Annotated in this window: 28 protein-coding genes and 1 other RNA gene; 15 read left to right on the top strand and 14 right to left on the bottom strand. The window is 66.8% G+C overall.

What is annotated here, in order from left to right:
* Positions 1 to 79 precede the first annotated feature (79 nt).
* Both ACWJI3_RS03750 and psaK read left to right on the top strand, forming a co-directional pair.
* On the top strand, positions 80 to 550 hold the full coding sequence (locus tag ACWJI3_RS03750; RefSeq protein WP_094510752.1) for a DUF3593 domain-containing protein: 471 nt from the start codon (positions 80 to 82) through the stop codon (positions 548 to 550).
* On the top strand, positions 547 to 804 hold the full coding sequence (psaK, locus tag ACWJI3_RS03745) for a photosystem I reaction center subunit PsaK (RefSeq protein ID WP_094510498.1): 258 nt from the start codon (positions 547 to 549) through the stop codon (positions 802 to 804). The genes ACWJI3_RS03750 and psaK overlap by 4 nt, the downstream gene beginning before the upstream one ends.
* A 25-nt stretch (positions 805 to 829) precedes the next feature.
* Here psaK and ACWJI3_RS03740 read toward each other — a convergent pair whose 3' ends face one another.
* Together ACWJI3_RS03740 and dxs are read right to left on the bottom strand one after the other, a co-directional pair.
* Entirely contained in the window at positions 830 to 2,038 is a 1,209-nt protein-coding gene (locus tag ACWJI3_RS03740) for an NAD(P)/FAD-dependent oxidoreductase (protein WP_480202916.1), read from the bottom strand.
* Positions 2,039 to 2,046: 8 nt separating this feature from the next.
* On the bottom strand, positions 2,047 to 3,957 hold the full coding sequence (dxs, locus tag ACWJI3_RS03735) for a 1-deoxy-D-xylulose-5-phosphate synthase (RefSeq protein WP_094510499.1): 1,911 nt from the start codon (positions 3,955 to 3,957) through the stop codon (positions 2,047 to 2,049).
* A 178-nt stretch (positions 3,958 to 4,135) separates the two neighbouring features.
* Here dxs and ilvA point away from each other — a divergent pair, with 178 nt between their 5' ends.
* Genes ilvA through ACWJI3_RS03720 form a run of 3 tightly spaced genes read left to right on the top strand, consistent with a single transcriptional unit; the run spans position 4,136 to position 6,666 of the window.
* Positions 4,136 to 5,698: a threonine ammonia-lyase, biosynthetic gene (ilvA, locus tag ACWJI3_RS03730; RefSeq protein ID WP_094510500.1), complete on the top strand. Its 1,563-nt coding sequence runs from the start codon at positions 4,136 to 4,138 to the stop codon at positions 5,696 to 5,698.
* Positions 5,699 to 5,746: 48 nt separating this feature from the next.
* The gene (scpB, locus tag ACWJI3_RS03725) at positions 5,747 to 6,334 is read left to right on the top strand and encodes an SMC-Scp complex subunit ScpB (RefSeq protein ID WP_094510501.1); all 588 of its coding nucleotides are present in this window, start codon (positions 5,747 to 5,749) and stop codon (positions 6,332 to 6,334) included.
* Between the two features lie 26 nt (positions 6,335 to 6,360).
* Positions 6,361 to 6,666, top strand: coding sequence for a YggT family protein (locus tag ACWJI3_RS03720; protein WP_255100911.1), 306 nt, complete (start codon positions 6,361 to 6,363; stop codon positions 6,664 to 6,666).
* Positions 6,667 to 6,703: 37 nt separating this feature from the next.
* On the opposite strand, the gene ACWJI3_RS03715 is transcribed toward ACWJI3_RS03720, so the two are convergent.
* Together ACWJI3_RS03715 and ACWJI3_RS03710 are read right to left on the bottom strand one after the other, a co-directional pair.
* Positions 6,704 to 7,168, bottom strand: coding sequence for a hypothetical protein (locus ACWJI3_RS03715; RefSeq protein ID WP_261346484.1), 465 nt, complete (start codon positions 7,166 to 7,168; stop codon positions 6,704 to 6,706).
* Positions 7,169 to 7,505: 337 nt separating this feature from the next.
* Entirely contained in the window at positions 7,506 to 7,835 is a 330-nt protein-coding gene (locus tag ACWJI3_RS03710; protein WP_094510502.1) for a nucleoside triphosphate pyrophosphohydrolase family protein, read from the bottom strand.
* A gap of 66 nt (positions 7,836 to 7,901) precedes the next feature.
* Here ACWJI3_RS03710 and pyk point away from each other — a divergent pair, with 66 nt between their 5' ends.
* The 5 genes from pyk to ACWJI3_RS03685 all read left to right on the top strand — a co-directional run bounded on the left by pyk (position 7,902) and on the right by ACWJI3_RS03685 (position 13,744).
* Entirely contained in the window at positions 7,902 to 9,689 is a 1,788-nt protein-coding gene (gene pyk / locus ACWJI3_RS03705; RefSeq protein WP_094510503.1) for a pyruvate kinase, read from the top strand.
* Positions 9,690 to 9,743: 54 nt separating this feature from the next.
* On the top strand, positions 9,744 to 10,973 hold the full coding sequence (locus tag ACWJI3_RS03700) for an ABC transporter permease (RefSeq protein WP_094510504.1): 1,230 nt from the start codon (positions 9,744 to 9,746) through the stop codon (positions 10,971 to 10,973).
* Between the two features lie 121 nt (positions 10,974 to 11,094).
* Complete coding sequence (locus tag ACWJI3_RS03695) at positions 11,095 to 11,385, top strand: DUF1830 domain-containing protein (protein WP_255100914.1); 291 nt, start codon at positions 11,095 to 11,097, stop codon at positions 11,383 to 11,385.
* 76 nt (positions 11,386 to 11,461) lie between these two features.
* Positions 11,462 to 13,390 carry an ATP-dependent zinc metalloprotease FtsH gene (gene ftsH, locus ACWJI3_RS03690; protein ID WP_255139700.1) on the top strand — a complete coding sequence of 643 codons (1,929 nt, stop codon included), beginning with the start codon at positions 11,462 to 11,464 and terminating at the stop codon, positions 13,388 to 13,390.
* A 117-nt stretch (positions 13,391 to 13,507) separates the two neighbouring features.
* Positions 13,508 to 13,744 (top strand): DUF7219 family protein, encoded by a 237-nt coding sequence (locus ACWJI3_RS03685; RefSeq protein ID WP_480202915.1) that lies wholly within the window; start codon positions 13,508 to 13,510, stop codon positions 13,742 to 13,744.
* Positions 13,745 to 14,379: 635 nt separating this feature from the next.
* On the opposite strand, the gene clpP is transcribed toward ACWJI3_RS03685, so the two are convergent.
* Positions 14,380 to 14,973 (bottom strand): ATP-dependent Clp endopeptidase proteolytic subunit ClpP, encoded by a 594-nt coding sequence (gene clpP / locus ACWJI3_RS03680; RefSeq protein ID WP_255139699.1) that lies wholly within the window; start codon positions 14,971 to 14,973, stop codon positions 14,380 to 14,382.
* Positions 14,974 to 15,149: 176 nt separating this feature from the next.
* Here clpP and psb29 point away from each other — a divergent pair, with 176 nt between their 5' ends.
* Positions 15,150 to 15,923 carry a photosystem II biogenesis protein Psp29 gene (gene psb29, locus ACWJI3_RS03675; protein ID WP_255139698.1) on the top strand — a complete coding sequence of 258 codons (774 nt, stop codon included), beginning with the start codon at positions 15,150 to 15,152 and terminating at the stop codon, positions 15,921 to 15,923.
* A 25-nt stretch (positions 15,924 to 15,948) separates the two neighbouring features.
* On the opposite strand, the gene ACWJI3_RS03670 is transcribed toward psb29, so the two are convergent.
* Genes ACWJI3_RS03670 through petN form a run of 4 tightly spaced genes read right to left on the bottom strand, consistent with a single transcriptional unit; the run spans position 15,949 to position 18,958 of the window.
* On the bottom strand, positions 15,949 to 17,442 hold the full coding sequence (locus ACWJI3_RS03670) for a hypothetical protein (RefSeq protein WP_480202914.1): 1,494 nt from the start codon (positions 17,440 to 17,442) through the stop codon (positions 15,949 to 15,951).
* On the bottom strand, positions 17,439 to 18,686 hold the full coding sequence (locus ACWJI3_RS03665) for a CofH family radical SAM protein (RefSeq protein WP_480202913.1): 1,248 nt from the start codon (positions 18,684 to 18,686) through the stop codon (positions 17,439 to 17,441). Before ACWJI3_RS03665 ends, ACWJI3_RS03670 begins: the two co-directional genes overlap by 4 nt.
* Positions 18,683 to 18,832, bottom strand: coding sequence for a hypothetical protein (locus ACWJI3_RS03660; RefSeq protein WP_198948206.1), 150 nt, complete (start codon positions 18,830 to 18,832; stop codon positions 18,683 to 18,685). The genes ACWJI3_RS03665 and ACWJI3_RS03660 overlap by 4 nt, the downstream gene beginning before the upstream one ends.
* A 24-nt stretch (positions 18,833 to 18,856) precedes the next feature.
* On the bottom strand, positions 18,857 to 18,958 hold the full coding sequence (gene petN, locus ACWJI3_RS03655) for a cytochrome b6-f complex subunit PetN (RefSeq protein WP_094510511.1): 102 nt from the start codon (positions 18,956 to 18,958) through the stop codon (positions 18,857 to 18,859).
* 75 nt (positions 18,959 to 19,033) lie between these two features.
* Here petN and clpS point away from each other — a divergent pair, with 75 nt between their 5' ends.
* The gene (gene clpS / locus ACWJI3_RS03650) at positions 19,034 to 19,399 is read left to right on the top strand and encodes an ATP-dependent Clp protease adapter ClpS (protein WP_094510757.1); all 366 of its coding nucleotides are present in this window, start codon (positions 19,034 to 19,036) and stop codon (positions 19,397 to 19,399) included.
* 5 nt (positions 19,400 to 19,404) lie between these two features.
* Here the strand turns inward: clpS and ACWJI3_RS03645 are convergent, their stop codons facing one another.
* Positions 19,405 to 19,620, bottom strand: a complete 216-nt coding sequence (locus ACWJI3_RS03645; RefSeq protein ID WP_094510512.1) for a hypothetical protein — start codon at positions 19,618 to 19,620, stop codon at positions 19,405 to 19,407.
* Between the two features lie 68 nt (positions 19,621 to 19,688).
* Here ACWJI3_RS03645 and ACWJI3_RS03640 point away from each other — a divergent pair, with 68 nt between their 5' ends.
* On the top strand, positions 19,689 to 19,967 hold the full coding sequence (locus ACWJI3_RS03640) for a DUF2103 domain-containing protein (RefSeq protein WP_094510513.1): 279 nt from the start codon (positions 19,689 to 19,691) through the stop codon (positions 19,965 to 19,967).
* A 122-nt stretch (positions 19,968 to 20,089) separates the two neighbouring features.
* On the opposite strand, the gene ssrS is transcribed toward ACWJI3_RS03640, so the two are convergent.
* From ssrS to ACWJI3_RS03625, 3 genes are all read right to left on the bottom strand, one after another.
* Positions 20,090 to 20,272: non-coding RNA, 6S RNA (ssrS, locus tag ACWJI3_RS03635), on the bottom strand.
* Positions 20,273 to 20,278: 6 nt separating this feature from the next.
* On the bottom strand, positions 20,279 to 21,550 hold the full coding sequence (locus ACWJI3_RS03630; protein ID WP_480202912.1) for a 5-(carboxyamino)imidazole ribonucleotide synthase: 1,272 nt from the start codon (positions 21,548 to 21,550) through the stop codon (positions 20,279 to 20,281).
* 76 nt (positions 21,551 to 21,626) lie between these two features.
* Positions 21,627 to 22,541: a carbohydrate ABC transporter permease gene (locus ACWJI3_RS03625; RefSeq protein ID WP_480202911.1), complete on the bottom strand. Its 915-nt coding sequence runs from the start codon at positions 22,539 to 22,541 to the stop codon at positions 21,627 to 21,629.
* 111 nt (positions 22,542 to 22,652) lie between these two features.
* On the opposite strand from ACWJI3_RS03625, the gene recQ reads away from it, so the two are divergent.
* Both recQ and aroB read left to right on the top strand, forming a co-directional pair.
* A complete protein-coding gene (gene recQ, locus ACWJI3_RS03620; RefSeq protein ID WP_480202910.1) occupies positions 22,653 to 24,533 on the top strand; it encodes a DNA helicase RecQ in 1,881 nt (626 codons plus the stop codon).
* A gap of 123 nt (positions 24,534 to 24,656) precedes the next feature.
* The gene (gene aroB, locus ACWJI3_RS03615) at positions 24,657 to 25,769 is read left to right on the top strand and encodes a 3-dehydroquinate synthase (protein ID WP_480202996.1); all 1,113 of its coding nucleotides are present in this window, start codon (positions 24,657 to 24,659) and stop codon (positions 25,767 to 25,769) included.
* 31 nt (positions 25,770 to 25,800) lie between these two features.
* Here the strand turns inward: aroB and ACWJI3_RS03610 are convergent, their stop codons facing one another.
* Positions 25,801 to 26,148, bottom strand: a complete 348-nt coding sequence (locus ACWJI3_RS03610; protein ID WP_480202909.1) for a hypothetical protein — start codon at positions 26,146 to 26,148, stop codon at positions 25,801 to 25,803.

Below are 26,148 nucleotides of genomic sequence, written 5' to 3'. Positions count from 1 at the left end.
TCCGTTGTCTGTCATCGCTCTGCTCACTGCCCCCCTCCACTCCATCAATCAGCTTGCTGCCCCTTTCCATGCGTTCGTCATGGCCAGCAGCGCTGCAGGCAGCTCCGGTCTGAGCGGGGCCGTTGGCGCTGTTCAGGATGGATGGCGCCACGGCCTCTGGTTGCTGCAACCGCTGGCAGCTGTGGATCCTGCGCCCCTGTTCGTGCTCTCTTTGCTGCCCTACCTGGCCTTCCTGCGCTGGGCCGGGCGCAGCGGCCGCTTCCCGCCGCTGGCCTTGCGAGGCTTTCAGTTCACGCTGGTGTTCGTGGCCGTCACGATCGTGGCCGCCGTGGTGGCAGAACTCCGTTTTGGCCAGCAGCTGGCGGATGTGGACCCCTTGCATGGCGCTGCCGAGGCCTTCCTCACCGTGGCCAATCTGATGGTGTTGCTGGGTTTCAGCACCGCCTCCGCGGACGGCCCACCGCCTCAGGGCCATGAACAAGTTTTACGCCCGGGTGAGGATGGAGTGGTTCACCCGGAAGATGGGGCGTCGGTTTCAGATCCAAGATGATCGCTCCGCTCCTCGCGCTTGCCCCCGCTTCGATTTCCTGGTCACCGAAAGTGGCTCTGGTGATGATTGTCTGCAATGTGATTGCCATCGGCATCGGCAAGGCCACCATCAAGTACCCCTCCGAAGGCGCCCAGCTGCCCAGCCCGCAGTTCTTCGGCGGCCTGAGCCATGCCTCCCTGCTGGCCACCACCAGCCTGGGCCACATCTTCGGCATCGGCGCCATTCAGGGCCTGGCCTCCCGGGGTGTGCTCTGAGTTCAAGGGCCGTGTGGGTGGCGCTTCAGCGCCACCCCAGCAGGTAGGGGAGCATCCGCCCCCCGTAACGCTCGAAGCGGTAGTGGAACAACAGCGCGGAGAGATCGCCGGCGGCGGCGGTCTGCTCCAGGCCGTGCAGCAGAGCTGAAAGTCTGCGGTCTCCCCGCTCGTCCACCAGGCCAAGCCAGGTGCGTTGGGCCAACCTGCCGCTCAGGCTCCAACGCCAGCCGAGCATGCGCTTGAGTTGGCCTGGGTAGCGGTCAAGCGGCCGTTCGTTGCCGGCCAACGCCTCCACCAGCGCCGGTACCAGCAGGCGGCCACTTGCCATGGCGTGGCGAATCCCCTCACCGCCCAGCAGGTTGGCGGTGCTGATGGCATCGCCCAGGCCCAGCAACCTGCCGCGGCGGTGGGGTTCCCGGCGACGTACCGAGCTGCGGATCACACCGCCGTGCCGATCCACCACCTCTGCCTCCTGTAGCAGCCAGCGGCGCTGCAACTGCTGCAGGCAGGTGCCAAGGGCCGGTTGAGTTCCCTGGCGGCGAGGATCTTCCAGGCGGCACACACCCAGTTTCAACAGGCCGGGCTGCATGGGAAACACCCAGCCGTAGCCCTGGGGCATCCACTGGGAGCCGAGGCAGAAGCTGAGCCGGTTGCTCCAGCGGCGCCAGAGCGGCTCCGGCACCTGTAGCAGCCATTCCACCCCCACGCCACGCACCAGCGGATCGCGGCTGGGGGGAGGGTCACCGATCAAGGCTCGCCCCTGGCCACTGGCGTCCACCACCCAGTCGCTCTCCACCTCCACCAGAGCACCTGACGCCCCGACCAACGAAGTGCGCAGGCGATCGCCCACAGCCTCGCAGCGCTTCGCCCGCAGGCCCAACGCAAGGCGAGCTCCCCAGCCACTGGCCTGCAGCCCCAGCCAGTGGCGCAGGGCCCCGAAGTCGAGCACGGCCCCAAGCGGTTGCTCCTGGCTCCAATGGCGCTGGTCGTCGCCGGGGCCGAACAGCTGCCAACCGCTCCAGCGGCTGGCCACCACCTCCGGCGGCAGACCGAAGCGTTCGATCGCCTGCAGCGGTAGCGCGGCGCTGCTGAAGGCACGCGTCCGTAGATCTGGCAGGGCATCCACCACCAGCACATCCACGCCGCTGCGGGCCAGGCCCCGGGCCAACTCTCCACCCGCCGGTCCGCAGCCCACGACCAGCACCTGGCAGCGCAGCCGTTCGCTTGAGCTCAAGGCGCGATTCAGACCGTGAGTGGCTGGCGCAGCACGCCGAGTTGAAAGCGCTGCAGGATGCGGGTGGCCATCTGCGGCGGGGTGAGCCCCAGCGCCTGCTTGCTCTGGTCGGGGCTGGCGTGATCCACCAGCACATCTGGAATGCCGATGCGCAGCACAGGCACCAGCACGTCGTTGTCGTTGAGGGCTTCCACCACGGCAGCGCCGAAGCCACCGGGCAGAGCGCCTTCTTCCATGGTGACCACGCGGCCGATGCGCTGGGCCAGGGGCACGATCAGGGAGTCGTCGAGAGGGCGCAGGAAGCGGGCATTGACGACGGCCGCCCGCACACCCTGCTCCTGCAGCAGCCCTGCGGTGGCCATGGCCGGGTAGACCATGGCGCCATAAGCCACGATCAGCAGGTCGTCGCCATCGGCGAGCTGTTCGCCACGGCCGATGGCGATCGGCTCCCAGCCTTCCTCCACCAGCGGCACCCCTTCGCCTTCGCCCCGGGGGAATCGGATCGCGGTAGGGCCGGTATGGGCGATCGCCGTCACCAGCATGCGCTGGAGCTCGGCTTCATCCTTTGGCGCCATCACCGTGAAGTTGGGTACGGCGCGCAGGTAGCTGATGTCGTACTGGCCCTGGTGGGTGGGGCCGTCGGCACCGACGATGCCGGCGCGGTCGAGCACGAAGGTGACCGGCAGGTTCTGGATGCCGACATCGTGGATGAGCTGGTCGTAGGCGCGCTGCAGGAAGGTGCTGTAGATCGCCACCACAGGCTTGACGCCGTTGCAGGCCATGCCTGCCGCCATGGTGACGGCGTGCTGCTCGGCGATTCCGACGTCGAAGTACTGATCGGGGAGTGCCTTTTCGAGCAGATCGAGGCCGGTGCCGGTGGCCATGGCGGCCGTGATGCCCACCACGGTGGGGTCGAGCTCGCAGATCTTCACCAGCGTCTGGCCGAACACCTTGCTGTAGCTGGGTGGCTTCGGCTTGCTGGAGGGGTAGGCCTTGCCGGTTTTGAGATCGAAAGCCGACTGGGCGTGATAGGCCACCTGATCGGCCTCGGCGTAGGGGTACCCCTTGCCCTTGGTGGTGACCACATGCACGAGCACCGGGCCTTCGCAGCGGTGTGCCGCCTGGAAGGTGCGCATCATCCCGGCGATGTCGTGGCCGTCGACCGGGCCCATGTAGGTGAAGCCCAGCTCTTCGAACACCGCGCCCACCTTGGGCACCGAGAGCCGCTTCATGCTCTCTTTGAGGGTCTTGAGCTCAGGCGGCAGCTCGCCGTGCATGAAGGGCAGGTGCTTCACCGCCTCTTCAGCGCTGCCGGAGAGAAACTGCAGCGGCGGGCTCAGCCGCATGCGGTTGAGGTATGTGGAGAGCGCACCTACTGGTGGTGAGATCGACATGTCGTTGTCGTTCAGCACCACCAGCAGCCGGGTGTGCGGCAGGTGGCCGGCATGGTTGATCGCCTCCAGCGCCATGCCGCCGGTGAGGGCGCCATCGCCGATCACCGCCACGCACTTGAAATCCTCGCCGCGCCGATCGCGGGCCAGGGCCATGCCCAGGGCTGCCGAGATGCTGGTGGAGGCATGGCCGGCGCCGAAGGCATCGAAACGGCTCTCGCTGCGCTTCAGATAGCCGGCCACGCCACCCTGCTGACGCAGGGTGTTGAAGCGGAGGTAGCGGCCGGTGACCAGCTTGTGGGGATAGGCCTGGTGGCCCACGTCCCACACCACTTTGTCGTGGTCGAGATCCAGGGTTTGGTAGAGGGCGAGGGTGAGTTCGACCACCCCCAGGCCGGGGCCCAGGTGGCCGCCGCTGCTGGAGACCACCTCCAGGTGGCGCTCTCTGATCTGCCTCGCGATGCCTTCCAGCTCGGCGACGCTGAGCCCATGCAACTGATTGGGATGGCTCAGCTCGCTGAGATGCATGCCCCGGCCTGTTCAGTACAGGTCAATCTACGTTCCCCCTCCCGCCGGTTGGCGGCAATGGTCACCAATGGGCAGGGGAAGGCGAGTGCTGAGGGAGTGAGCCGCCTGTGAACGGCCTCCAGATCGAGGTTGAGCGGTCTGCAGCCAGCCACCGGCCGGCCCTTGTCACACTGGGTCAATGAGCGATTACCTCCAGCGGATCCTGCGTGCCCGCGTCTACGACGTGGCGATCGAGTCGCCGCTCGACCCGGCGCCCAATCTCTCGCGCCGCATCGGCAACCACGTGCTGCTCAAACGGGAGGACCTCCAGCCGGTGTTCTCGTTCAAGCTGCGCGGTGCTTACAACCGCATGACCCACCTCACCGCCGAGGAGCTGGAACGGGGGGTGATCGCCGCCAGTGCGGGCAACCACGCGCAGGGTGTGGCGCTGGCGGCGGGTCGCCTCGGCTGCCGGGCCGTGATCGTGATGCCGCTCACCACCCCGGAGATGAAGGTGCGCGCTGTTGCCGCGCTCGGGGCCGCGGTGGTGCTCCACGGCGACACCTATGACGAGGCCTGCCTGGAAGCCCGGCGCCGCGCGCGGGAGGCGGGCCTCACCTTCATCCACCCTTTCGACGACCCTGAGGTGATCGCCGGCCAGGGAACGATCGGCCTGGAGATCCTGCGCCAGTGCTCCTCACCCCCCGATGCGATCTACGTGGCGGTGGGCGGCGGCGGCCTCATCGCCGGCATCGCCGCCTATGTGAAAAGTGTGTGGCCGGAGGTGGAGGTGATCGGTGTGGAGCCGGTGGATGCTGACGCCATGGCCCGCTCCCTGGCGGCCGGCCGACGCATCCGCCTGGAGACGGTGGGCCTGTTCGCCGATGGGGTTGCGGTGCGGGAGGTGGGTGAACACACCTTCGCTCTTGCCCAGCAGCACGTGGATGCCATGGTGACGGTGACGACCGACGAGATCTGCGCAGCGATCAAGGACGTCTTCGAAGACACCCGCTCGATTCTGGAGCCGGCCGGCGCCCTGGCGATCGCCGGCATGAAGGCAGACGTGCAGCGCCGCCAGCTGCAGGGACGCACCTTGGTGGCGGTGGCCTGCGGCGCCAACATGAACTTCGACCGCCTGCGTTTCGTGGCCGAGCGGGCCGAGCTGGGCGAGGCGCGCGAAGCGATGGTGGCCGTGGAGATCCCGGAGCGGGCCGGCAGCCTGCGGCAGCTGTGCGAGCTGCTGGGTTCCCGCAGCCTCACGGAATTCAGCTACCGGATGGCAGACCCGAAGCTGGCGCACATCTTCCTGGGGGTTCAGATCAGCGGCGCCGACGACACGGCCGGCCTGATCGCCCAGCTGCAGGCGAGTGGCTTCCCCTGCCTCGATCTCAGCGGCAACGAGCTGGCGAAGCTGCATCTGCGCCACATGGTGGGGGGCCGCCGTCCCCAGGGCTTCAGCGGCGAGGGGCAGGAACTGCGCCAGGAACTGCTCTACCGCTTCGAGTTCCCGGAACGGCCGGGCGCCTTGATGGCGTTTGTCAACGCCTTGCACCCCAACTGGTCGATCAGCATCTTCCACTACCGCAACCAGGGCGCCGACGTGGGGCGGATCGTGGTGGGGGTGCAGGTGGAGCCGGAAGACAATGCCGCCTGGCACACCTTTCTCGAAGGGCTGGGCTACCGCTACTGGGACGAGACCGACAACCCCGCCTACCGCCTTTTCCTCGGACCCGTCCTGCCGCCGATCCCTGCCCTGGCCTGAGCCTGAACGGCTGCGGTACGTTCGGCCCAGACTCTGCTGGTCGGCTCCATGTCCAGCGACGACACGACGGGCCTCACCGGAGGCTCCCTGGGTGCGGCGGCCACGGGCGCGGCTTCCCTGTCGCTGGCGGCGCGCATCGAGGCGATCCTCTATCTCAAGGGACGGCCCCTGGATCTGGCCGAGCTGGCCCGGCTTGCCAGCCTGGAGCCTGGCGTGGCGCTGGTCCCCGAAGCGGTTGAGCTGGCCCTGATCACGCTGATGGCCGACTACGCCCATCGGGACACGGCTCTGGAGATTCGCCAGGAGGGGCGCCAGTACAGCCTCCAGCTCCGCGAGAGCCTCAGCGGCCTGGTGCAGAACCTGCTGCCGGTGGAGCTCTCCACCGCCACCCTGCGCACGCTGGCCACCATCGCCCTGAAGAAACGCATCCTTCAGTCAGATCTTGTGGAACTGCGCGGTTCCGGGGCCTACGACCACATCAAGGAATTGCTGGCCCAGAACTTCATCGAACGTCGCCGGCAGAGCGACGGCCGTTCCTATTGGCTCAGCCTCAGTGAGAAGTTCCACCGCACGTTCGCCGTGCGTGGTGAGGCGGAACTCCCTGGCGGCCGCACGCCACCGCGCACCTCCCCATAAAGTCGAAGCACGAGCCGATGGCGCCCATGTCCCTGACGATCCTGAGCCAGTTGTTTGCGGTGCTGGCCCAGACCCTCAGCATCTACAGCCTGGTGCTGCTGGTGCGGGTGCTGCTGAGCTGGTTCCCCAATCTCGACTGGAGCAACCCGGTGCTCTCCACCGTGAGCTCGATCACCGATCCCTATCTCAACGCCTTTCGGGGGCTGATTCCGCCCATTGGCGGCCTTGACCTTTCTGCCCTGATCGCCTTCCTGGCGCTCAGCCTGGGCCAGAGCCTGCTGGGTGCAGCGAGTGGCTCGCTGATGGGCGCCGGCTCCGGCTTCGGTTACTGACTCCCCCCGCTGATCACGGCGGCTGAGGCCTGCGCGATCAGCTCAGTTCCTGCTCCTGCACCGCCTCCTCCAGTGGCAGCAATTCATCGCCTTCCGCCGCGCGTGTGCGCACGGGGGCGCTGAAGCCATGGGCACGGGCCTTGCGCACCTGCAAGGGTTCTGGCGTGCCGGCGGGAACGGCCAGGCGCAGAGCGAAGTCGGAGCGGCCGGGCGGCACATCACCGATCGAGCCCACCCGGCTGCGGTTCTGCAGCACCGGCTCGCCGCTGGCATCCACGATCACGGCGAACACATCAGTGTCGACAACGGGCTTGCGGCCCGGGTTCTCCACCACGCCCCGCAGGGCATAGCAGCTGGCTTCGGCGGCACGGCGCAGGAGGGGTTGGGCGCCCGCATCAGCGGCCGGGCAGGCCTCCAGGGACACGTCACTCACCACCAGATCGGCGGCCCAGCCCGGCGGCACAGGGCCGAGGAGCACGAAGGCCACCAGCAGGGAAGCCAGTATCACAGGGGGCAGGAGGGGCCCCAGCAGGCGCTGAGGACGGCGAGCCAGGCAGGCTTTCAGGGCGCGGGCAGACCTCCGGTTCAAAGCTAGTGACGCGTCCTGGATCGGTGCGGAGAATCGCCCCCAGCACATGGCATGAACAAGGCGATCTCGCAGGTTCTGCATGGCACTCCAGGAACGCAGGGCATCGGAAAACAATGGCGAAAGACGGGCTCAGGCGTACCAACAGAGCGACAGGGGGCTGGTCATGCCCTGCAGTTGCGAGTGGGCCCGGGTGAGGCCAGGTGCCCGGGGTACGAGCGCGTGCCGGCCCCGTCGGATGCTGCCGCTGGGTTCAGCGCTGATCGCCGCTGCCACCGATGACATTGCGGCATTGGCGGTCGGCAAGCTTGGCGAGGTTGGCGGCTGCCACGGTGTTGAGATCGAAACCGAGCTCGCTTGACAGCTGAGCCACATACCAGAGCACGTCTCCCAACTCCAGCATGATCGCGCTTCGCACGTCCGCGTCGAAGCTCCCGTCCCCGTCGCGCAGCACCTTCTTGACCTTGTCTGCCACTTCGCCGGCCTCTCCGCAGAGCCCCAGGGTGGGGTAGATGGGATTGCTTCCCACCGAGGGGTAGCGGGCGGTGGAGCGCGCTTCCTGCTGGTAGTGGTTGAGCTCCATGGCGACGGGCGCGGCGGGTGCCTGGTGGTTTCGGATGGTAGTTTCCGCTCACCGTCCGGCGCTCCGATGGCTGCTCCCGATCTTTCGCGTCGCACCAAGATCGTGGCGACCATCGGTCCGGCCACCGAAAGCCCCGAGCGCCTGCGTGAACTCATTCACGCCGGTGCCACCACCTTTCGCCTGAATTTCTCGCACGGCGATCATTCCGAGCACGCCCTGCGTATCGCCACCATCCGTCAGGTGGCCCATGAGCTGGGCATCCACGTAGGCATCCTGCTCGACCTTCAGGGGCCGAAGATCCGGCTCGGTCGCTTCGAGCAGGGGCCGATCACCCTCGCCAACGGCGATCCCTTTGCGCTCACCTCCAGGGAGGTGCCCTGCACCCAGTCGGTGGCCACGATCACGTACGACAAGCTGGCCGATGAGGTGCCCGCCGGCAGCCGCATCCTGCTGGATGACGGCCGGGTGGAGATGGTGGTCGACGCGGTGGATCAGACGGGTCGCACACTCCACTGCACGGTGGTGGTGGGCGGCGTGCTCTCCAACAACAAAGGGGTGAACTTCCCCGATGTGCAGCTCTCGATCCGGGCTCTCACCACCAAAGACCGCCAGGACCTCGCCTTCGGTCTGCAACAGGGGGTCGATTGGGTGGCGCTCAGCTTCGTGCGCAACCCCTCCGACATGCAGGAGATCCGCGAGCTGATTGCCACGCTGGGACACAGCACTCCGGTGATCGCCAAGATTGAGAAGTTCGAGGCGATCGATCAGATCGACGCGATCCTGCCCCTCTGCGACGGGGTGATGGTGGCCCGCGGAGACCTGGGCGTGGAGATGCCTGCCGAGGAAGTGCCGCTGCTGCAGAAGGACCTGATCCGCAAGGCCAACATGCTCGGGATCCCGATCATCACGGCCACGCAGATGCTTGACAGCATGGCCAGCTGTCCGCGGCCCACCCGCGCCGAAGTGAGCGACGTGGCAAACGCCATCCTGGATGGCACCGATGCGGTGATGCTGTCCAACGAAACCGCCGTGGGTGACTATCCCGTGGAGGCGGTGGCCACCATGGCCCGCATCGCCTTGAGGATCGAGCGCGACTACCCCACCCGGCACGTCGATTCGCATATGGCGAGCACGATCCCCAATTCCATCAGCCAGGCGGTGAGCACGATTGCGCGCCAGCTCCAGGCGGCGGCGATCCTGCCGCTCACCAAAACCGGTGCCACCGCCCGGAACGTCAGCAAGTTCCGCCCCTCCACCACGATTCTGGCGATCACCAACGATGTGAACGTGGCCCGCCAGCTGCAGCTCGTGTGGGGGGTGAACCCCCTGCTGATCAGCAACCAGGACTCCACCACCAGCACCTTCACCCTGGCGATGGGGGTGGCTCAGGAGCAGGGCCTGCTCAAGGACGGCGACCTGGTGGTGCAGACCGCCGGCACCCTGGCGGGTGTCAGCGGCTCCACCGATCTGGTGAAAGTGGGCATTGTTTCGGCCGTGCTCGGTCGCGGTCTGGGCATCGGCGATGGCTCCGTCAGTGGCCGGGTGCACGTGGCCAACAGCCCTGAAGACGCAGCGCGGCTGGAGGCAGGTGAAATCCTGGTGGTGCGTGAAACCACCGTGGCCTACGTGGAGGCGATCCGCAAATCGCGGGGCGTGATCGCCGAAACGGATGGCAGTGACAGCCATGCCGCCGTTATCGCTCAGCGCCTAGGCGTACCGGTGATCGTGGGCGTGGCCAATGCCACCACCGATCTCCGCCACGGCGAGTTCGTCACGCTCGAGCTGCGCGAGGGCCTCGTGCACCGCGGCGCACGCAACCACACCCAGGGCGGCCGCCAGACCCCAGAGATCTGACACGCCCGGGCGCCGTTCGGGCTGGCCATGATGAGCCCTGAACCCGTTTCAGGCATGGCGTCGAAGCTGCCCATTGGCGAAACCATCCGGATGTCGCTCTCCACGCTGGGGGCCAACCGCATGCGCAGCCTGCTGACCATGCTCGGCATCGTGATCGGCAATGCCTCGGTGATCACCCTGGTGGGGGTGGGCAAGGGGGCCCAGAACCTGGCGGAAGGGCAGCTCAGCACCCTGGGCGCCAACGTGCTCTTTGTGGTGCCCGGCAACAACGACACCCGCCGCCAGGGGCTCCAGAACCCCCGCACTCTTGTGTTGGAAGATGCGGAAGCGATCGCCTCCCAGGTGCCTTCTGTGCGGCGGGTGGCCCCCCAGATCACCATGAATCTGGTGGTGCAGGCAGGCGCGCGCAGCTCCAGCGCGTCCGTGTCGGGCATCACGCCTGAATTCCTGCCAGTGCGCCGCTTCGAGATCGCCCAGGGCCGCTTCTTCAGCGAAGAAGATCTCAGCTCCGCCCGCAACGTGGTGGTGATCGGCCCGGATCTGCGCAACAAGCTGCTGCCTGGCGATTCCCCGATCGGCAAGATCCTGCGCATCCGCGACCAATCCTTTGAGGTGATCGGCGTGACGGCCGCGAAGGGGGCGGTGTTCGGCAACAACCAGGACGAGGCTGCTTACATCCCGCTCACCACCATGGTGAGCAAACTGAGCGGCCGCGATCCAACGTACGGCGTGGTACTGACGTTCATCAGCGTGGAGGCGCGCGATGAGGCCAGCACCGGCGCCGCCAAGTTCCAGATCACCAACCTGCTGCGCCAGCGGCACCGCATCCTGCGCGAGGACGACTTCGCGGTGCGCTCCCAGCAGGATGCGCTTTCGATCGTGGGCACCATCACCGGCGGACTCACCTTGATGCTCGGCGCGATCGGCGGCGTGTCCCTGCTGGTGGGCGGCATCGGCATCATGAACATCATGTTGGTGTCGGTGAGCGAGCGCACTCAGGAGATCGGGCTACGCAAAGCGGTGGGCGCCCGCAGCGGCGATGTGCTGGCCCAGTTCCTGGTGGAGTCGCTGGTGCTGGCCAGCCTCGGTGGCTTGATCGGCAGCGCGGTGGGGCTGGCCACGGTGGCAGGGGTCGCCCGCTTCACGCCCCTGCCGGCATCGATCGATGCCGGCAGCGTGCTGTTCACGGTGGGGCTATCCGGCTCGATCGGATTGTTCTTCGGGGTGGTGCCGGCGCGGCGTGCGGCGCGGCTGGATCCGATCGTGGCTTTGCGGAGCCTCTGAACCGATCAGGCCCCGCCACACAATCCCGAGAAAAGATTAAGAAAGCCTATTGGTGGTCACTGTGACCAAACGGGAGGTGCCGATGGTGCGTTTATGAGGGTTCTGAGATGAGGCACCAACCGTGGCACTACTCCCCTGCGGGTATCGCAACGCCAGCGACCGCATGGTGATCCTTCGTTGCTGCGGCCCTGAAACCTTCTATCTGGAACGGGTGGCGTTTCCCTTCGAGTTCCTCAGCTTCGAGGCACCCCCCAGCAGTGAAGTGGAGATCTGGACCCACACCCTGGGCGGCCCCGACCTGATCGAAACGCTGTCGGTGAACGACCTGCTGATGGAAAGCGAGCCAGGAGTGGTGCTGGCCGAGGGGCTGCAGCCGGATTCTCAGGAAACCCGCCCCACCATGGCAGGCTGAGGGAAGCGCGGATCTGGAGGGAGCAGTCTCCATCTTGGATCCCGAGCTTTACAGTTGTTAAAACAACCTCTCAGCCATGAACCAGCGCTGGCGTCTGATCGCACTTTGGCTTCTCCCTGTGGGAGTGGCTGTGTTCCTTGGCTGGCAGGTGCTCGGCAGTGGCGGCCCCGCCCGCTTCGCTGAGAGCACCGGTGCAGGCATCTCCAGCGCACGTAACACGGCTGTGGCCCGCATGAGCTACGGCCGCTTTCTCGACTACGTGGAGGCGGGACGCGTCACCGCGGTGGACATCTACGACGGCGGTCGCAGTGCCGTGATCGAGGCGGTGGACCCTGACCTCGACAACCGCGTGCAGCGCCTGCGTGTGGATCTGCCCGGCGTGGCCCCTGAGCTGATCAACAATCTCAAGCAGAAGGGCATCAGCTTCGACATCCACCCGCCGCGCAATTCGCCGCCGGCCCTGGGCCTGCTCGGCAACCTGCTGTTCCCGCTGCTGCTGATCGGTTCCCTGATTTTCCTGGCACGCCGCTCCTCGGGCATGCCCGGCGGTCCTGGCCAGGCCATGCAGTTCGGCAAAACCAAAGCCCGCTTCGCCATGGAAGCGGAAACCGGCGTGAAGTTCGCCGATGTGGCCGGCGTGGAAGAAGCGAAGGAAGACCTGCAGGAGGTTGTCACCTTTCTCAAGCAGCCCGAACGCTTCACTTCCGTGGGCGCCAAGATTCCCCGTGGACTTCTGCTGGTGGGCCCCCCTGGCACCGGCAAGACCCTTCTGGCCAAGGCGATCGCCGGTGAGGCCGGTGTGCCTTTCTTCTCCCTCTCCGGCTCCGAGTTCGTGGAGATGTTCGTGGGCGTCGGCGCCAGCCGCGTGCGCGACCTGTTCAAGCGGGCCAAGGAAAACAGCCCCTGCCTCATCTTCATCGATGAAATTGACGCGGTGGGACGCCAGCGCGGCGCCGGCATCGGCGGCGGCAACGATGAGCGCGAGCAGACCCTCAACCAGCTCCTGACGGAGATGGATGGCTTTGAAGGCAACAGCGGCATCATCATCATCGCGGCCACCAACCGCCCCGATGTGCTCGATTCAGCGCTGATGCGTCCGGGCCGCTTCGACCGTCAGGTAAGCGTCGACGCGCCTGACATCAAGGGCCGCCTCTCGATTCTGGAAGTGCACTCCCGCAACAAGAAACTCGCCGAGGATGTGTCGCTTGAGGCGATTGCGCGTCGCACCCCAGGCTTCACAGGGGCCGATCTCGCCAACCTGCTCAACGAGGCGGCCATCCTCACCGCGCGGCGCCGCAAGGAGGCCACCAGCCTGGCTGAGATCGACGACGCTGTGGATCGGGTGATCGCCGGCATGGAAGGCAAGCCGCTCACCGATGGACGCAGCAAGCGCCTGATTGCTTATCACGAAGTGGGCCATGCGCTGGTGGGCACCCTGGTGAAAAACCACGACCCCGTGCAGAAGGTCACGCTGATTCCTCGCGGCCAGGCCCAGGGCCTCACCTGGTTTGCCCCCGATGAAGAGCAGATGCTTGTGAGCCGCTCCCAGTTGCAGGCACGGATCATGGGTGCCCTGGGCGGGCGTGCCGCTGAAGCCGTGGTGTTCGGCCACGCCGAAGTCACCACCGGTGCTGGCGGTGACATCCAGATGGTGGCGGGCCTTGCCCGCCAGATGGTCACCCGCTTCGGCATGAGCGACCTCGGCCCCGTTTCGTTGGAGGCAGGCAACCAGGAGGTGTTCCTTGGCCGCGACCTGATGACCCGCAGCGACGTGTCGGAATCGATCGCGCGCCGCATCGATGAGCAGGTGCGCCTGATCGTGGACCGTTGCTACCAGGACACCCTTGAGCTGGTTGGCAATCACCGCGAATGCATGGATCGCCTGGTGGAACTGTTGATCGAAAAGGAAAGCCTCAACGGCGACGAGTTCCGCAGCATCGTGGCTGAATTCAGTGTGATTCCAGAAAAGGAACGCTTCTCCCCCCTGCTGCCAGCCACCACCTGAGCCAGGCCAAGGGCTGATGACCTTGCGACATCAGCCCCTTCCTTTATCTGCTATTAACCCTGATCAGTTCTTGCATCGCGCTTTGTCCGATAAAATTGGCCTCATTGCATCAGAGCGTTGAGCGATATCAAATCCCCGATGGAGTCGTTCAGTCGTTACCACGGTGACGACTGGACTCCTGAGGGCGCAGCCTTTCACCAAAACCTTGAGCAGTTCGCCGACCGTGTGGGACTGATCGTGGGATTGCAGGCCAATGGCAAGATCACCCAAGCCGATGCCTACGACCAGATCCGCTCTCTTTGGAAAGAGCTGAAATTCAGCAAGAGCTACTTGCTTAAGTCGGATAAGCCGTAAGATTGAGCCTTGGTTTCGACTCCTCGCTTTCAGGAAGCCGGCCTGCGCCATTTCTTGGAGTTCAGCTTCCAAAGCAGCAATTCCAGAAGGTCTGTAAAGTCTGAAGGATTCAACTTCAATAGGCTTCATTGGCCCAATTCTCGGAAGACTGCTTACAGAACGTTAAGTTAATAGATGGTTGATCATCAAGTCATTGATTTCGCGATCATCCAAGTTCTGAGTTATCCATTCTCGGAGAACCACTCCTGAGAATGTTTATCAATGCACGGCAAGTTCTTGCTTGTTGGCGCGGATCGTCATCGATTGAGGGTTGGCTCTATCGTTTGCCTCCTTCCACCCTCTCTCTCGGGGCGCTTTTGAGTCAGTTGGCAGGGTTAGATTGTAGAGTCAGTTTTCGAGTTATCCTTCGGGCCTATTTGTTGCAAGTGAGAAGCCTTTGAAGTTTGCTGAATCTTGGGTAGGCGTAAAGTCGGCGATGCGCGTCGGGGCGATGAACTGAGTGCTGATGGCGCTGCCATAGCGCGTGCTGAGACATACGCCTGGAAGCAACAGAAGCTGGTGAGGACCACCGCGCTTTGGCCCTTGGCTCCAGGCGTGAAGAGTTGCGGATGTGCCGGTAACCAGGACCTGATGTCTCAATCCACAGGGCGGATCGGGCGGCGTTCGATCACTTTGTCGATCAGGCCGTAGCTCACCGCTTCTGCCGGTGACATAAAGAAGTCACGGTCGGTGTCGACCTGGATGCGCTCGAGGGGTTGGCCGGTGCGATCAGCCAGTTCGCGGTTGAGCTTGTCTTTGAGGAAGAGGATTTCGTTGGCCTGAATGCGGATATCGCTGGCCTGGCCGCGGGCGCCACCGAGCGGCTGATGGATCATGATGCGCGAGTGGTGCAGGCTGCTGCGCTTGCCCTTGGCGCCGGCCGTGAGCAGAAAGGCCCCCATGCTGGCGGCCAGGCCCACGCAGACGGTCTGGACGTCGGGCTTGATGTGCTGCATCGTGTCGAAGATGCCAAGGCCGTCGTAGACGGAGCCACCAGGAGAGTTGATGTAAAGGAAGATGTCCTTTTCAGGGTCTTCTGCTTCCAGAAACAGCAACTGAGCCACCACCCGGTTGGCAGATTCCGCCGTGACCGTTTCACCAAGAAAAATGATGCGCTCGCGCAGCAGCCGGGAATAAATATCGAACGCGCGCTCGCCCCGGCCCGAATCCTCAATCACGATCGGGATCATGGACGAAAAATCAGCAACTCCCCCATCTTACCGAGGCCAGTGCACCCACGGTTCCCCCTCGCTGGGCCTGTGCCAGCTCGCCGGAGCAGGTCCAGCTCAGTGAGCGCTAGCGGTGGCGCCGGCCCATCGGGCGGGAGGGGGGCAGCGCTAAGGTCCAGATAACCAGGAGAATCAGTGTGGGCGCCTGCCTCACCGTCGCTGACAGCAAGCGTTCGTTCCATCGTGCGTTTCCCCATGTGATCGCGCCCCTCTACCGGCGCATGGTGGACGAACTGCTCGTGGAGCTGCATCTGCTAAGCCGCCAGAAGGGTTTTCAGATTGATCCGCTGTTCGCGGTCGGCCTGACCCAGGTGTTCGACAGCTTCGCCCGTGGCTATCGGCCTGAAGCGCAGCGGGAACCGCTGTTCCAGGCCCTGTGCGCTGCCTGTGGCTACGAGGCCGATCATTTCCGCCGCCTCCGCAATGAGGCAGTGGCGGCCGTGGGCCAGCACAGCGTCGAAGACGTGCGCCGGTGGATCACCGAGCAGGGCACCGGCGCTCCTGAGCCGATCGCTGGAGTTCTCCAGGCGGTGAAGCGCCCGGACTTCCACTATTCGCGTCTGCTTGCCGTCGGGCTGCTCAGCCTGCTGCAACAGGCCAAAGGGGCTGACGCTGTGGAGCCCCAAGCCCTGCGCCAGGCCGCCCACGACACCGGCGAAGCGATGGGTCTGCTCAAGGATCGTGTCGACAAGGACCTCAGCCTGTATGTGTCCAACCTCGAGAAGATGGCCCAGGCCGTTGAGCTGATGGAGGAAACGGTGGCGGCTGAGCGGCGGCGGCGTGAGCGCCAGAGCCTTGGCGCTACCTCTGAAGCCCCTGCGGCGGAGCCCGGTGTGGCTGTGGCCTCCGGCTCCGCTGACATCGCCGCAGGTCCTGAAGCGGGCAGCGGCACCGCAGCTCCCAGCGCCTGAAGCTGGCTTGCCCTGGGGCTGACCCTCAGGGCCTTGGCGGTGACTCCACCGGTGCGGCGCCCGGTGCAGCGTCAAGCGTGAGAGAGCCTGCCAACAAGGCCTGGGCCTGACCACTACTGCTTCCTTTCGCGACAGCTGGCCAACGGGCTACGAGCTCTAACTGGTCAGATTGCTGCAGCACCGGAGGCAGAGCCGGGGGCAGCAGTCCCAACGCAGCCAGCGCCTGGGGTCTTGCACGCAGCCGCAGGGTCTGCGGAAGTGTGGCCACTGCAGGAGTGAGCTCGATCCTCGGCAGCGGCGGCGCCGGCACGGGTGGCGGCAACGAGCCCAGAAACAGGGACAGCAGCGGCGGGGCGCCGGCGGTCGGCCGGATCCAGCGCCATCCCCCCACCACGGTGCCGTCCTGGCGCAGCCACACGCCCGTGGGCAAGGGTGGGGCCGGGTCGGCAGCAGCTCCACCAGCACGCTCCGCTGCTGACGGCAGCTGCTCCACCAGCCCCTGTTCCTTGAGCACCTCACGCAACTGGGCCAGCCACTGGATCCACTCCTGCCGTTGCTTGCCCACCTGCAGTTGCAGGTCGAGGGACGCCTGGAAGGCCCCCGCCGGCTGGGGGCTCAGCCGCAACCGGAACGGGCTGCCGCCTAACCGCCGCAGCAGGGTTTCCTGAAGTCCATACCGATCCACCAGCGGCTGGCGGATCAACTGACGGCTGAGCAGGCCTTCGAACAGCAGATCCAGGCGATCCCCCTCCACGTCGAGCAGCAGGGTTGCGGGCAGGGGCTGACGCGACGGCACGGCCGGCAGCTCAGCCAGTTCTGCCGCAGCTGCGGCCTTGCCGGATCCTGTGGCTTCCCCCCGCCAGGTGAGGCCCGTGGCATCTCCCGCCAGCACCAGGCAACCCTGTTGAAAACGGCCCAGCAGCGGCGCCAGGGCTCCGGTCAGCTGGCTGACAGCCGTGCCCGTCCAGGCGACCGTCTGGGCGGAACGCAGCTGGTCCACGCAGCGCTTCTCCATTCCCTTGGGCGGGCGAGCCGTGCGGCTCAGCTGCTGCTGCAGCTGCTGCCGGGAGAGAGGATCCGCGGCAATCACCAGCAGATCGTCAAGGCGAAAGCTGTTGGCAGGCAGTGCGCGCTCGGGCAGTCCCTCGAAGCCCCTGCCACTGATCGCCAGCAGGGTGCCCCCATCACCGCTCTCTCCCCACAGCTGCCACCACTGCCCCTGCTGCCGTGCCCACAGCCGCGCGGCCAGTGGCTGCGACAGCCGCTCCTGCCAGAGGGCGGGCACGGGGCGAGCGGGCGCAGCGGCAAAGCTCTGAATCAGCGCAGCGACGGGGACCAGCCGCTCTAGGCCCGCGGCATTGGAGCGGGGGAACCGCTGCAGCTGAAGCGCCGGCAGCAGCAGGAGCACGATCACGCCGCTTGTGACCGGCAGCAGCGAGCGCCAACGAGGCAGCCTGGGAGTGGGCAGACCTGGCCGGGGGAGCGGAGGCAGCCGCCAGCGAGGGAAGGTGAGGCTCATGCGGGCAACGCCTCAGCCGCGACAGGCCCGTACAGGGTGGTGCGCTGCCGCACCGGGCGGCCCAGACCCAGGGCGGCGTTGCTCAGCTCCTGGGGGCTGCGGCTCGTGCCGCCAGTGGCACCGGCCATGGTGGTGATGTGTTCTTCCATCAAGGTGCCGCCGATGTCGTTGCAACCCCAGCGCAGGGCCTCGGTGGCCCCATCAAGGCCCAGCTTCACCCAGCTGGGCTGATGGTTCACCAACCAGCGCCCCAGCAGCAGGCGGGCCTGGGCGGTGAGTGTGAGCATGGCGGCGCGATCGGGCTGATCGCGGCCCACCCGGCGCCGCAGGGGCTCAGGCGCGGCGGCGCCGATGAACGGCAGCAGCACAAACTCGGAGAAGCCCGGCACCCCTGCCTGCCAGGCCCGCTGCTGCAGCGCCACCAACGTGAACCAGTGGGCCACACGATCGGCGGCCGCTTCGATGTGACCCGCCATCATCGTGGCGGTGCTGGCCAGACCGTGGCGCTGCACCTGCAGCACCACCGCGCACCAGGCGCGCGCCGACAGCTTTTCGGGACACAGCTGCCGACGCACCCGCTCACTCAGCACCTCGGCGGCGGTGCCGGGCACCGAGCCCAGACCGGCTTCCCGCAAGCGTTGAATCACGGTGTCGAGCGGGCAATCGTCCTGCTCGGCGATGAAGAGCAGCTCCTGGGGCGAGAAGGCATGCAGATGGATCCCCGGGGCGGCTTCCAGCAAGGCTCCAAGCAGCGCCTCGTAGTAGCGCAGGGCGCTGCCCGCCTCGCGGGCCATCGGGTTGAGGCCGCCCTGCAGACACAGCTCAGTGGCGCCCCACGCCTGAGCGGCGCGGGCTTTCTCCTGCAGCAATGCAAAGCCATGCCAGAACGCCCCCTCGGCACCGGCATCCCGGCGAAAGGCACAGAACCCACAGTGCTTCACGCAGTGGTTCGTGAAGTTGAGATTGCGGTTGATCACGTAGGTGACCGTTTCACCCGCCAGTTGCCTGCGCAGCGCGTCAGCGCCGTGCTGCAGGGCTGCCGCAGGATGGTCGCCGCCGCAGAGTGCCAGGGCAGCGCCAGGATCGGGGGGCTGCTCCTCGTCAGAGGCCAGGCTGGCGATCAGCTCGTCCGTGGGGACTGAGCTCCATCGATCGGCAGCAGAGGGTGGGGGAGGCGGCACCAGCGCGTCACCCGCTTCGCGCCAGGCCCACGGCGCGATGGGCCTGAGCGGGTCGAGGGTCATCGACGCGGGTTGGCGGCGCGCTGACGGCGGCGGCGATCCCGCCACTCGACGGTGGACAGGTAAACGACGCCTCCACTCACGAACACAAGCAGCACAGAGGCCACGACCGCCAGAGCGTTCGTGAGGGTGAAGGCTGTTTCAGGCATCAGTTGCGCCGAACGGGGCTCAGATCAGAAGTTGATGCTGCCGTCGCCGTTGCGGCCCCACACCACCATGGCGATCGAGAAGCTGAAGAGGGCGGCGAGCGAGGACCAACCCAGGGTGATCAGCATGGCGTGGACACGGCTTTGACTCGGCGCACTTTACCTAAGCTGCTGCCTTGCCGGTATTGGCCGGTCGCGATGGCCATGGTTCGTCTTTTCTTCGCCACGCCAGGGGCAGGGGTGTCTGCCAACCCATGGGCCGGGTCTGCCCCTTGGAACGTTGCTCCTGGCAAAGCCGCCACGGTGCTGGAGCCTGTGCGCCTGCAGCAGCCCTATCCCAACTTCAAGGTGGTGGTGCTCGACGACGACGTGAACACCTATCAGCACGTGGTGGCCTGCCTGCTGACCTACATCCCCGGCATGCAGCCGGACCACGCCTGGGCCCTGGCCAAGCGGATCGACACCGAAGGCTCGGCGGTGGTGTGGTGTGGTCCGCAGGAGCAGGCGGAGCTTTACCACCAGCAACTCGCCGCCGAAGGGCTCACCATGGCGCCCCTGGAGCGGGCATGACCGGCTCAGGCCAGATCACGCGTCAGCGAGGAGAGTTCCAGCAGATTGCGCGTGCGCACAGAGCCGGTGCAGGCATCGAGCACGAAGCTCATCACGCGCCCGGGGCATACGGCCAATCCACGGATTCTGTGCCCCTGGGCCACATCGGCCTTCACCACCTGAACGGCTTCACCCTGGTGCGAACTGAGCTGACGGGCGATGGCGGCGCGTGTCTGATGCACGGAATGCCCTCCGAACTGTCATCGTTTTAACAGTTCCTGCGACCGTTTCTCATGAAGGACACCGTTTGATGGGTCGCGTGGTGATCACCCACAGCACCTACATCGAGGGTCTGATTCCGGTGTTGCGGCGGCTGGCGGCCGGCGATGGCGTCGACACGGTGACCCCGGCGGTGATCACCCGCGTGAAAGGCCGCAGTCCAGTGCTGCGCTTGAAGGTGTCCGCACCGATCCGGGGTGGCTTCAAGCTGCTGGCGCGCAAGGGCACCACCGCCCAGGAGGTGTTCGTGGTGACCACCCTGGAGAAGGAGGCGCTGCAGTCGAGGCTGGATGGCCTCACTGAGGCTTGATGGACAGCAAGAGGTGCGGCGGGGTGTTGCGCCGGCTTGCTGGACGGATCCAGGCGGCGGCGAGGCAGTGATCCGGCCCGTATGAACGCCGCAGCAGCGGCCGGGGAGCTTGACAGAGAAAAGGGTGAACCGCCGTGCCGTCTTGCCCCAGATTTCGACCTGGAAGAACCAGAGGGGCAGGCAAAGCGGGGCTTCGTTTCCAGCAGCAAGGCCGGCATACGTCACCGTCGCGACAGACCACCCACGTCGAAGAAGGAGTCAGATCAGAAAACTGTGAAAGGCAGTCACCAACACAGCAGTTCGACCACACCCTAAGGCTTTTCCTCGGGAGGCAGCGGCCAGATCGCACGCACCTGAACGAGGCGATCCATGGCCTCCTGCAGCCGCTGTTCCGGTTGCTGCTCGCTCAGCAGCACGGTGACGTGGCCCAGCTTGCGGCTCGGACTCGACTCCCGTTTTCCGTACCAATGCACGCTGGTGCCGGGCAGGTCGGCCAGGGCGCGGCGCTTCTCCTCGTAGGACGACTCGGCAGTTTCAAAGCCCAGCAGGTTCACCATCAGGGCGCCCGGCACCTTCAGGGCCGTGTCGCCGAGGTCGAGGCCCTGCACGATGCGCACCTGCTGCTCGAACTGGCTGGTGACGGTGGCCTCGATCGTGTAGTGGCCGGAATTGTGGGTGCGGGGTGCCAGTTCGTTCACCTGGAGCCCGGCTGAACCGTAGAAGAACTCCACCGACAGAACCCCGGCGTAATCGAGCGCCGTGAGCAGGGAAGCCGCCACGTTCCGGGCGCGCGCCTGCACCGCATGGCTCACAGGGGCGGGGGCGAGCACCCAGTCACAGACGCGGTTGTGCTGGTGGGTCTGCACCAGCGGGAAGGTGCGTACATTGCCGTCGCGATCCCGGCAGGCCACCAGGGCGAGTTCCTGCTCGAATGTCACGAACTCCTCCAGCAACCACTGCTCAGGCGGCACACGCTCCAGCAGTGCGGCCAGTTCCTCGTCGTCGTGGATGCAGGCGGTGCCGCGGCCGTCGTAGCCGCCGGTGGCGGCCTTGGCCATCAGGGGAAAGCTGAAGCCCTCCGGCAGATGGGGGGCGGCAGGTTCGGGCGGGTTGGCAGGCTGAAGGATGACCGGCTGCCAGCCCCCGGCGGCGGGTCCGCCCTCTGGCTGTGGCAGCGGACCGGGAGCCAGCCCCGCAGGAGGCGCCAGCACCGCTTCGAGCGGAATCCAGCGGGGCGAGGCCAGCTGCAAGCGGCCGAGCAGTTCCCGCTGGCTGCGCTTGGACACCAGCGGCTGCAGCGCCTGCAGCCGCGGCAGGAACACCACACCCTCTGCTTCCAGCGCTGCCAGGGCGTCGAGGTTGAGCCATTCGTTCTCGAAGCTGATCGCCTGGCACAGGGCAGCCAGGGCCCGGGTGCCGGCCAGGTCATCGATGGGGGCGAGAACCACGCTGGTGGCCAGGGCTGCGGCCGGGTCGGTGGCCAGGGGCGTCTGGACGTGAAGCTCGACGCCCAGCCGCCGCGCCGCTTCCGCCAGCATCAGGGCCAGTTGGCCGCCCCCCACCACGCCGATGCTGCCGCTCATGGTTGCTGCCCCTGATGGTGGTCCGCCGGGGCGGCCGAGCAAGCGAGCAGCCTGACATCCACCGCGTCCATCGGGCTCAGGTGAGGCTGCGGTCGCCGGCCAGCAGGTAGCGCAGCAGCGAGAAGATCAGCACGATCAGGAACAGGGCCAGGCCCACGGTGCAGGCATAGCTGATCTCCAGTTCCGAGAAGGCCTGGTCGTAGACGTAATAGACGAGGGTGCGGGTGGAATCGGCCGGCCCCCCCTGGGTCATCAGGAACACCTCTTCGAACACCTTGGTGGCCGCGATCGCCGAGATCACCGCCACCAGGGTGATGTAAGGGCGCAGCAGGGGCAGGGTGATATCCAGATGGCTGCGCCAGCCTTCGCTGCCATCTAGTGCCGCCGCTTCATAGAGCTCCGGCGAGATGCCCTGCAGACCGGCCAGGAAGATCACCATGTAGTAACCCAGTCCCTTCCACAGGGTGACGAGCATCACTGCTGGCAAGGCCAGCAACGGGCTGGTGAGAAAACCGATCGGTTCGAACGTGCCGCCCAGCAGCGCTGCCAACCAGCCGTTGATCAGGCCGTTTTCGGCGTACAGCCAGCGAAAGGCGATCGCCGCCACCACGATCGACACCAGCACGGGGGTGTAGAAGGCGGCCCTGAACCAGTGGATGCCGGGCAGGCTGCGGTTCACGAGCACCGCCAGGGCCAGCGAGCCGAACACGATCGGCGGCACCACACCCACCAGATAGAGAAAGGTGGTGCCCAGCACCTGAAAGAACACCGGGTCGGTGAGCAGGCGGCGGATGTTGGCGAGGCCAACAAACCGCAGCGGTTCGCTCATGTCCAGGCCGGTGGCGGTGAAGCTGATCACCAGAGCCATCGCCGCCGGCACAAGCACGGACACCGCCAGCAGCAGCAGCGCCGGCGCCAGGAAGCCCCAGGGGGTGAGGCGACGACCAAGGAGCGAAGGCGTGGGCGAGGGCGTGACCGGGGCTGTGGACATAGCCGTTCCCGTGGGCGTGGCCAGAGCCGGGGCCGCAGCAGGGGACGGGCGCGGTACGGATGGGCCGTTCATGGCGCCATTGTGGGAGATCAGCGCGCAGGGGCCACCGCCTTGGGACACCCGCAGCCGAGCGTGTCGCCGCAGGGCCCCTTGCAGCCCGGAGCTTCAGCGCAGGCCGTGCTGCGCGAGGTGTTCGGCTACGAGGCCTTCCGCGGCCCGCAGCAGGCGATCGTGGAGCACGTGATCGACGGTGGCTCGGCGCTGGTGCTGATGCCCACCGGCGGCGGGAAATCGCTCTGCTATCAGATCCCGGCACTGTGCCGTCCTGGGTTGGCGGTGGTGATCTCGCCACTCATCGCCTTGATGCAGGACCAGGTGGAAGCCCTGCGGCAATCGGGCGTGCGGGCGGCGGCGCTGCATTCGGCGCTCGCGCCGGAGGAGAGCAGCGCCATCTGGCGCGCCTTCCAGGCCCAGGACCTGGATCTCTTGTATGTGTCGCCGGAGCGGCTGCTGGCCGGCGACCTGCTCGATCGGCTGGCGGAGCGCTCGCTGGCGCTGTTCGCCATTGATGAGGCCCATTGCGTGTCGCAGTGGGGGCACGATTTCCGGCCGGACTACCTGCAGCTGGTGGAGCTGGCGACCCGCTTTCCCCAGGTGCCACGGCTGGCGCTCACCGCCACCGCCGACCCGCGCACCCGCGACGAGATCGTGGCGCGGCTGGCGCTGGAACAGGGCCGTGTCTTCACGGCCAGCTTCGATCGCCCCAACATCCGCTACCTGCTGCGTGACAAGGACGAGGCCAAGGCCCAGCTACTGGCCTTTCTTGAGGCGCACCGCGGCGATGCCGGCATTGTCTATGCCCGCTCCCGCGCCCGGGTGGACCGCTTCGCCGCGGACCTGCGCGCCGCTGGCCATGACGCCATCGCCTATCACGCGGGAATGGAGGCGCCGCAGCGCAGCGCCGCACTCAGCCGCTTCCGCCGGGACAGCGGTGTGATCGTGGTGGCCACGATCGCCTTCGGCATGGGCATCGACAAGCCGGATGTGCGCTTTGTGGCCCATGTCGATCTGCCCAAGAGCCTGGAGGCCTACTACCAGGAAACCGGCCGGGCTGGCAGGGACGGGCTGCCGGCCACCGCCTGGATGGTGCACGGCGCCGGTGATGTGCCGCAGCTGCGGCGCTTCATCGACGACTCCGAGGCCGAGCCGGCCCAGAAACGGATCGAGCACGGAAAACTGGAGGCCCTGATCGGCTTCACCGAAGCGCCCGGCTGCCGCCGTCAGGTGCTGCTGGCCCACTTCGGCGAAACCCTGGAGCAGCCCTGCGGCAATTGCGACCGCTGCCTGGAGCCTCAGGAGCGGACCGATGTGACGATCCCGTCCCAGAAAGCCCTCTCGGCGGTGTACCGCACCGGCCAGCGTTTCGGCGCCGCCCATGTGGTGGATGTGCTGCTGGGGGCCGACACAGCGCGCCTACGGGCCCTTGGGCACCACGAACTGAGTGTGTACGGCATCGGCAAGGAACTGGACCGGGGCCAGTGGCGCACCCTGCTGCGGCAGCTCACCGCCGCCGGGCTGCTGGAGCCGGTGCCCGATGGACACGGGGGGCTGCGCTGGGGGGCCGAGGCGCAGGTGCGGCCGCTGCTGCGTGGCGAACAGCGGCTGGAGCTGCCGCTGCCACCACCGCGCCAGGAGCGGCGCTCGCGGTCACGCAGCGGCGCGCTGAGCGGGGCCGCAGGCGCAGCCGGGGCCGGGGCCGACGGGCAGGGCGCCGATCTCGAGCTGCTGCAACGGCTCAAGGACTGGCGGCGGGAACAGGCGCGTGAGCAGGCGGTGCCTCCCTATGTGGTGTTCCATGACCGGACGCTGGTGGAGCTGGCCGCGCGGCGGCCGCTCCAGATCGCGGAACTGGCGGCGATCAGCGGCATCGGCGCTGCCAAGCTGGAGCGCTATGGCAGCGCCTTGCTGAGCCTGCTCAACAGCGACAGCTGAGCCGGCCGCAGGGAGCCGCGCCTTACCTTCAGCACGATCAGACCCCCCTCCGTTCGAAGGGTCTCCGCAATGACCTCCAGCCAGCCCACCAGCTTCCGATCCGACCGCACGCCTGGCCCTGGAGTGGTGGCGGGGTCGCCGTTGCGCACGATCGAGGTGGCGCTGGCCAGCAATCCCTACACGGTGCGGATCGGTGAAGGGGCGCTGGAGGCGCTGGGCGGTCTGCTGGAGGAACGGGGCTTCGCGGCCGGCACCCAGGTGCTGCTGGTCACCAATCCTGAGGTGGATCACCACTACGGCGCCCGGGTGCTGGCCAGCCTGCAGCGGCACGGCTTCCACACCACCCGGCTGGTGATCGCCGCGGGGGAAGAGCAGAAGACCCCCGCCACCGTTGCCCAGATCCACGACGCGGCCTACGCGCAGCGACTGGAGCGGCGATCCCTGGTGGTGGCGCTGGGCGGCGGTGTGGTGGGCGACATGGCGGGTTTCGCCGCCGCCACCTGGCTGCGCGGCATCCCCGTGGTGCAGGTGCCCACCACCCTGCTGGCGATGGTGGATGCGGCGATCGGCGGCAAGACTGGCGTGAACCACCCCGGCGGCAAGAACCTGATCGGCGCCTTTCACCAGCCGGAGCTGGTGCTGGTGGATCCCACCACGCTCACCACGTTGCCGGAGCGGGAGTTCCGCGCCGGCATGGCGGAGGTGATCAAATACGGCGTGATCGGTGACCCGATCCTGTTCGCCGATCTGGAGTCGGCGGCGGATCTCTCCAGCCTCGAGGCGATCGGCCCGGCCCGCCTGCAGCGGCTGCTGCAGCGCTCGGCTGCCGCCAAGGCCCGGGTGGTGGCAGCTGATGAACGGGAGGGCGGCCTGCGGGCGATCCTTAACTACGGCCACACCCTCGGCCACGTGGTGGAAACGCTCTGCGGCTATGGCACCGTGATCCACGGCGAAGCGGTGGCGATGGGGATGGAGGCCGTCGGTCAGCTGGCTTTGGCGATGGGCCTGTGGAAAGCCGCCGACCAGGAACGCCAGCGGGCGGTGATCGCCAAGGCCGGCCTGCCGCTGGTTCTGCCGCCGCTGGACGTGGAGGCGGCGATGCAGACCCTGCAGAGCGACAAGAAGGTGAACCAGGGGCAGCTGCGCTTCGTGCTGCCCACCGGCATCGGCCATGTGGTGATCCGCAACGACGTGGATCCGGCCCTGATCCGCCAGCTGCTGGCCGGCTCGCTCTGAGCGGCGACCGCGACGTCGCAGCCGCCTGGGCTCAGGCGCTGGTTGGTGAGCTGTTCGGTTCGCCGGCCTGCGCCAGCAGCATCCGCACCATCAATGAGAGCGTCTGGCGGTTGCCGCCCGCGGAACGCCAGGCCTCCAGCCACACCTGCAGCGGTGCGGATTCGTTGCTGCTGCCCGTTCCGTTACCGCTGGTGCCGGCGCCATTCGCAGCGGCAGGTTCTGCCGACAGGCGCGCCAGGAAGGCGGCGGCATCGTCGAGGCAGGAGGTTCCCTTGCCGAAACCATCGAGCCGGGGATCAAGCGCCGCCAGCAGGGTTTCCAGCTGCTGGCGGTTCAGCGGCGGCAGCTGGGGCGCACCATCGTGGCCATCATTGAACAA

The sequence above is a fragment of the Marcopretia estuarina LEGE 06307 genome (assembly GCF_056633115.1).
This window is presented reverse-complemented; position numbering and strand designations above follow the sequence as displayed.